Origin of the sequence: Citrobacter sp. Ca225 (assembly GCF_030337175.1) — a bacterium.
In the GTDB taxonomy this organism is placed as follows: Bacteria; Pseudomonadota; Gammaproteobacteria; order Enterobacterales; family Enterobacteriaceae; genus Citrobacter_A; species Citrobacter_A amalonaticus.
This window is the reverse complement of the sequence record NZ_JAOWCD010000094.1, coordinates 1-5324: the sequence shown is the minus strand read 5'-3', so window position 1 is coordinate 5324 and position 5324 is coordinate 1. Positions and strand designations below refer to the sequence as shown.

6 protein-coding genes and 1 pseudogene are annotated in these 5324 nt (G+C 48.2%); 6 read left to right on the top strand and 1 reads right to left on the bottom strand.

The genetic code is table 11. The annotated features are described in order from the left end of the window. A protein-coding gene (locus OGW13_RS17720; RefSeq protein ID WP_287115741.1) for an IS3 family transposase occupies positions 1-1084 on the bottom strand; the annotation gives its coding sequence in 2 pieces (ribosomal slippage) (positions 1-847 and positions 847-1084; 1085 coding nt annotated over the 2 pieces). This gene is flagged as partial in the annotation. A 61-nt stretch (positions 1085-1145) separates the two neighbouring features. Between OGW13_RS17720 and OGW13_RS17715 the strand changes: the two are divergent. The 6 genes and pseudogenes from OGW13_RS17715 to OGW13_RS17690 form a co-directional block, all read left to right on the top strand. Beyond that, positions 1146-1559, top strand: a pseudogene (locus OGW13_RS17715) (DUF4145 domain-containing protein); the annotation flags it as partial. A gap of 610 nt (positions 1560-2169) precedes the next feature. After that, positions 2170-2733 carry a hypothetical protein gene (locus OGW13_RS17710; protein ID WP_181825113.1) on the top strand — a complete coding sequence of 188 codons (564 nt, stop codon included), beginning with the start codon at positions 2170-2172 and terminating at the stop codon, positions 2731-2733. A gap of 141 nt (positions 2734-2874) precedes the next feature. Then, positions 2875-3156 (top strand): hypothetical protein, encoded by a 282-nt coding sequence (locus OGW13_RS17705; RefSeq protein WP_353622486.1) that lies wholly within the window; start codon positions 2875-2877, stop codon positions 3154-3156. Positions 3157-3689: 533 nt separating this feature from the next. Further along, positions 3690-4043 (top strand): As(III)-sensing metalloregulatory transcriptional repressor ArsR, encoded by a 354-nt coding sequence (gene arsR, locus OGW13_RS17700; RefSeq protein WP_042999394.1) that lies wholly within the window; start codon positions 3690-3692, stop codon positions 4041-4043. A gap of 47 nt (positions 4044-4090) precedes the next feature. Beyond that, the gene (arsD, locus tag OGW13_RS17695) at positions 4091-4453 is read left to right on the top strand and encodes an arsenite efflux transporter metallochaperone ArsD (RefSeq protein ID WP_057696013.1); all 363 of its coding nucleotides are present in this window, start codon (positions 4091-4093) and stop codon (positions 4451-4453) included. 17 nt (positions 4454-4470) lie between these two features. After that, on the top strand, positions 4471-5324 hold an 854-nt coding region (locus tag OGW13_RS17690), incomplete at its 3' end, for a TRC40/GET3/ArsA family transport-energizing ATPase (RefSeq protein ID WP_287116330.1).

Genomic DNA, 5324 nt, shown 5'->3' with positions numbered 1-5324 from the left:
GAACCATGCCGACGCTTACTGTTATAAAACATTTCGATGTAATCAAAAATATCGCTGCGGGCTTCTTCCCGCGTTCCGTAGATTTTTTTCTTTATCCGTTCACGTTTCAACAACTGGAAAAAGCTTTCTGCAACCGCATTATCATGGCAGTTACCGCGACGGCTCATGCTGCCCTCCAGGCCGTGTGATTTCAGGAACGACTGCCACTCATGGCTTGTGTACTGACTGCCCTGATCCGAATGAACCAGCACCTGTTTTTGGGGATTACGCCGCCATACAGCCATCAGCAGTGCGTTCAGGACAATGTCCTTTGTCATCCGGGATTGTATGGACCAGCCGATAATTTTGCGTGAGAACAGATCAACAACCACGGCAAGATACAGCCAGCCTTCGTGGGTCCTGATGTAGGTTATGTCCGTTACCCAACTCTCATCCGGAGCATCCGGATTGAACTGTCGCTGGAGCCTGTTGGGCGACACGATACTGGCCTCGCCTTTACGTGCCCGCGGGCTCCGGTATCCGACCTGAGCCTTTATCCCGACACGTTTCATCAGTCGCCAGACTCTGTTCACTCCGCACTGTTGCCCGCTGTCCCGCAGATCCAAATGGATTTTGCGATAACCATAGACGCATCCCGATTCCAGCCAGAACTGTTTAATCTGCCCTGTCAGCCTCAGGTCTGCCTGATGGCGTTGTGAATGCGGCTGCTGAAGCCAGGCGTAAAAACCACTGGGATGAACATCCAGCACCCGACAGAGCAGGCGAACAGGCCAGCAACAGGTGTTGTCACGGATAAAGGCGTACCTCAGTCGGACAGCTTTGCGAAGTACGCCGCGGCTTTTTTTAATATGTCCCGTTCGTCGGTAACCCGCTTCAGCTCTTTCTGGAGACGGCGGATCTCGGCCTGAGCATCTGACTCTTCTTTATTAGTGGAAGAATCTGGACCGTACTTCTTTATCCAGGCGTAAAGGCTGTGGGTGGTGATATCGAGACGTGTTGCAACGCTGGCAACAGAATAACCGCGATCAACAACCTGTTTGACTGCTTCAATTTTAAACTCTTCGGGATAACGCTTACCGCTCATGGGCACCTCTCTTTAAGCCATCTTAAATGACTCTGAGGTGTCTGTTAAACCCGTGGCGATTCACCCGGACATGCCAGAAGACTGCAAGTCTGACTACATGGAAGCACGCAGTATCGTCAATCTATCACCTAAAGGGGCTGCGGCACTCCTTCGTCTATGCCTCCAGAAACTGATGGTTCATTTAGGAGAGCCGGGGAACAATATTAACGCTGACATTAAGTCTCTAGTTGAGAAAGGTTTACCTCCTCGCATCCAGCAAGCAGCCGACATTTGTCGCATTGTTGGCAATCAGGCTGTACACCCCGGAGAGATTAGCCTTGAGGATGACCCACAGTTAACGCATAGTCTCTTTAAGCTGTTGAACATCATTGTCGATGACCGTATTACGAGACCAAAAGAGATCGAAGCGATGTTCCAGAGTATGCCAGAGGGACCACGGCAGGGAATCGAAAAGCGCGACAAAAAGACAGCTTAGCAATCAATACGACTCACTTTAGGGAGAGGAACTCTGAGTAACTAACAGAAAGTGTGGCTCCATGCCTTCAGTCGCTAATTTTCATTCACAGATTCACCTTTAAGTCAATAAAAATCAATGCGACTCACTATAAGGGAGAGGGACGACAAAGAGTTTCCCTCTATGACAACTAACCGTAGCTTATCGCATCCTTTCAGGGGCGGGATGACCAATTACGGACACCAAGCGTTCAACTTAAAGTGAATGCTTCCTGTGTGCTCTGGGTCAGTCGATAAGTGAATAGCCAATGACAGTAATCATATTAATATGGCCTCTGGTCTACAGGGGCTAAACTTAAAGTATTACTTAAAGACCTTAGAGTTATATTACTTGTTTACACAAGATAATAATAAGAACTTAAAGAAGAACATTAAGAGAACTTAGCGTTATCTACTTCATTAGTTGCTTCAATTTGAAAAAACGTTCAGTGTCTCCACATGAAACCATTCCTATTAATCTCAAAGACATTCTAAGTGTGTATCCTTTGTCCTGCTGGTCTCCCTTCGCTTGGGGACTTTGAGTGGGGCCGTAGGGTTCGGTTTAGGGTGCATATTTAAAAGGTAACCAAGCAATGAATAATAAACATAAACATGCAGGTCATATTATTACTATTGAAGGCCACAGCTTTAAGTCTAATGAGTCTGGCATGTGGAACCTTACAGAAATATGGAAAATCCTCGGATTACCAAACAATAAGCTACCCTCTCAGTGGCGCGGCAAGGTAACAAAGAGGCTCGCCGACATGCAAAAAATGCACGTCGAGAAGATTGGTATTGAAAGCATAACCTACGCAGACAAACAGGCAACCCTCAAGTATGCCGGATGGGTCTCTGAAGATTTCGAGGACATGGTCTATGCGGCCTTTGAGGCTATCCTTGAGATGCCTGAAGTTGCCACGGTCGTTGCTAATAAGATGGTCGAACTTGGCTATCACGCTGAAGCTGAGCTATTGGAACGTCATAAGGACGACTACAGGGAAGCTATGCAGACCCTTAACAAGATTGGTAAATGTGTTGACGGTAGGAAACCTGAGCGCATCTACAGGGCCGTGCTTAACGGTCACCTGACGAAATCCCAAGGGTTATCCATGATTTCTCGCAGCAGCGTCTGGTATGCCCGAACACTGAATCTATGATAGCTATCGATCTCCATAGATATGAGCGATCAATTTCATGTTACCGATCGAGACAAACGATCAACACAAAGGCTGCAATCAGGCTATCCTACCCTCAGTCTCTGAATGGATTACTTTAGGAAAATCATTATGGTAAGAGGTATGGGGTCGTTCATTGTTATGGCTGCGCTACTATTGGCTATGGGATGTATGGCTGGTTATATATACGGTGGTATCTCGTGGTCTACCTATTACGCAGTTGGTCGGGCTGTTAAGGCGTTTTGGTGGGCCGCCGGAATATTGTTCATTGCCGGCATAGTGTATCGCATTGTTTTCAATAGGCTGTCAGGTATGTGCGGTATCCTTTTATTTGTAGCCATTGCTGTAGCTCTGGTGCTGACAGGTTTTCATTATGCGGTTGGCGGCAGTGCTTGGTGGCGGTGAGTGATGCTTACAGCCTTTTTCTAAAATCTCCCACAAAAATCTGAGCGTCTATCTAATAGTTTACTCTCTCGTATTGTCCCCGTAGCCTTCCTTGATTTTGCCCTGAAACGAGGGAGGCTACCCCTTGAAGTTGAAACATTGAGACCCTTCCAGATGTTCTAACCTTTGTTCTATTCTTTTTGTGGGAATATTACATGTATCCGGCCTTGACCAAAGATCACTCAACGTGTAACCATAACTGTAACCATAAGGATTCATCATCTTTTAAGAAACAAATGGTTAACGGTGAGTTGTCTTCGATACTTCGATTCCCTTCGCCCGCTCCATGACACTTCATACTTAAAACTCTCCAGTTTACTGAATCCAAAGGGAAATAGCTTAAAGCCTCCTTGCTGAGTTCCTTACTGTAACCGACGGTATAACCCTCACAGGGTCAGTGAGAAGTCTTGCTTTATTCATATATGGAAATTCAAATATAATTTGACACTGTACGGTTACAGCGAGATATTGCGAAACAATAGCCGGGGGGACTTATGCCACAATTATCATCTCTACAACTCTTCAAAAACCTCTCCGATGAAACCCGCTTGGGCATTGTGTTGCTGCTCAGGGAGATGGGAGAGCTGTGCGTGTGCGATCTCTGTACGGCACTGGAACAGTCACAGCCCAAGATCTCCCGCCATCTGGCGATGCTTCGGGAAAGTGGTCTATTGCTGGATCGTAAGCAGGGGAAATGGGTTCATTATCGCTTATCCCCGCATATTCCTTCCTGGGCCGCTCAGGTGATTGAGCAGGCCTGGTTAAGCCAACAGGACGACGTACAGGCCATCGCCCGTAAGCTGGCATCGGCAAACTGCTCTGGTAGCGGTAAGGCTGTTTGCATCTAAAAAATTTGCCTGGACATATATGCTTTTACGAATGTGAGGTATTTAGAATGAAGACGTTAACGGTGTTTGACCCGGCAATGTGCTGCAGTACCGGCGTATGTGGCTCAGATGTCGATCAGATTCTGGTTGATTTTTCTGCTGATGTGCAGTGGCTGAAAGGACGTGGCGTACAGGTTGAACGTTACAACCTAGCGCAGCAGCCCATGAGCTTTGTTCAGAATGAGAAAGCGAAAGCATTTCTCGAAGCATCTGGAGCAGAAGGGCTTCCGCTACTGCTGTTGGACGGTGAAACTGTGATGGCAGGGCGATACCCAAAACGTGCTGAGCTGGCTCGCTGGTTCGGTATTCCGCTGGAGAAGGTAGGGTTAGCTCCCACCAGCTGCTGTGGTGGTAATACTTCCTGTTGCTGAATATGTCAGGAGGACATATGAAATTCTTACAGAATATCCCGCCTTACCTGTTTTTTACTGGCAAGGGAGGCGTAGGAAAAACTTCTATTTCCTGCGCGACGGCTATCCGCCTTGCCGAACAGGGTAAGCAGGTTTTGCTGGTCAGTACCGATCCTGCCTCGAATGTCGGCCAGGTATTCGACCAAGCTATCGGTAACAACATTCGCCCTGTGACAGCAGTTCCTGGGCTTTCTGCTCTGGAGATTGACCCGCAGGAAGCCGCCCAGCAATACCGCGCCAGAATTGTTGATCCTATCAAAGGTCTTCTGCCAGATGACGTTGTTAACAGTATCAGCGAGCAGCTTTCAGGAGCCTGTACCACTGAGATTGCGGCGTTTGACGAGTTCACCGGCTTATTGACAGACGCTACCCTGCTGACCCGCTTCGATCACATCATTTTTGATACAGCGCCGACGGGCCACACGATTCGCCTTCTCGAGCTTCCCGGTGCCTGGAGTAGCTTCATTGAAAGTAATCCAGATGGTGCTTCCTGTCTTGGCCCAATGGCCGGGCTGGAAAAGCAGCGTGAGCAGTATGCTCATGCAGTAGAGGCGTTATCCGATCCTGAACGTACCCGCATGGTTCTGGTTGCACGACTGCAAAAATCGACGCTGCAGGAAGTCGCCCGCACCCATGAAGAACTGGCTGCAATTGGCCTGAAAAACCAATACCTGGTGATTAATGGTGTGCTGCCTAAAGCCGAAGCTGAACATGACGCCCTGGCCGCTGCGATATGGCAACGTGAGCAGGAGGCACTGGCAAATCTTCCTGCCGGTTTATCTGAGCTACCGACAGATACCCTATTACTACAGCCAGTCAATATGGTTGGTGT

Coding starts and splice junctions, on each gene's coding strand:
- OGW13_RS17710 (WP_181825113.1), top strand. CDS start 2,170: ATGAATAATAAACATAAACATGCAGGTCATATTATTACTATTGAAGGC.
- OGW13_RS17705 (WP_353622486.1), top strand. CDS start 2,875: ATGGGGTCGTTCATTGTTATGGCTGCGCTACTATTGGCTATGGGATGT.
- arsR (WP_042999394.1), top strand. CDS start 3,690: ATGCCACAATTATCATCTCTACAACTCTTCAAAAACCTCTCCGATGAA.
- arsD (WP_057696013.1), top strand. CDS start 4,091: ATGAAGACGTTAACGGTGTTTGACCCGGCAATGTGCTGCAGTACCGGC.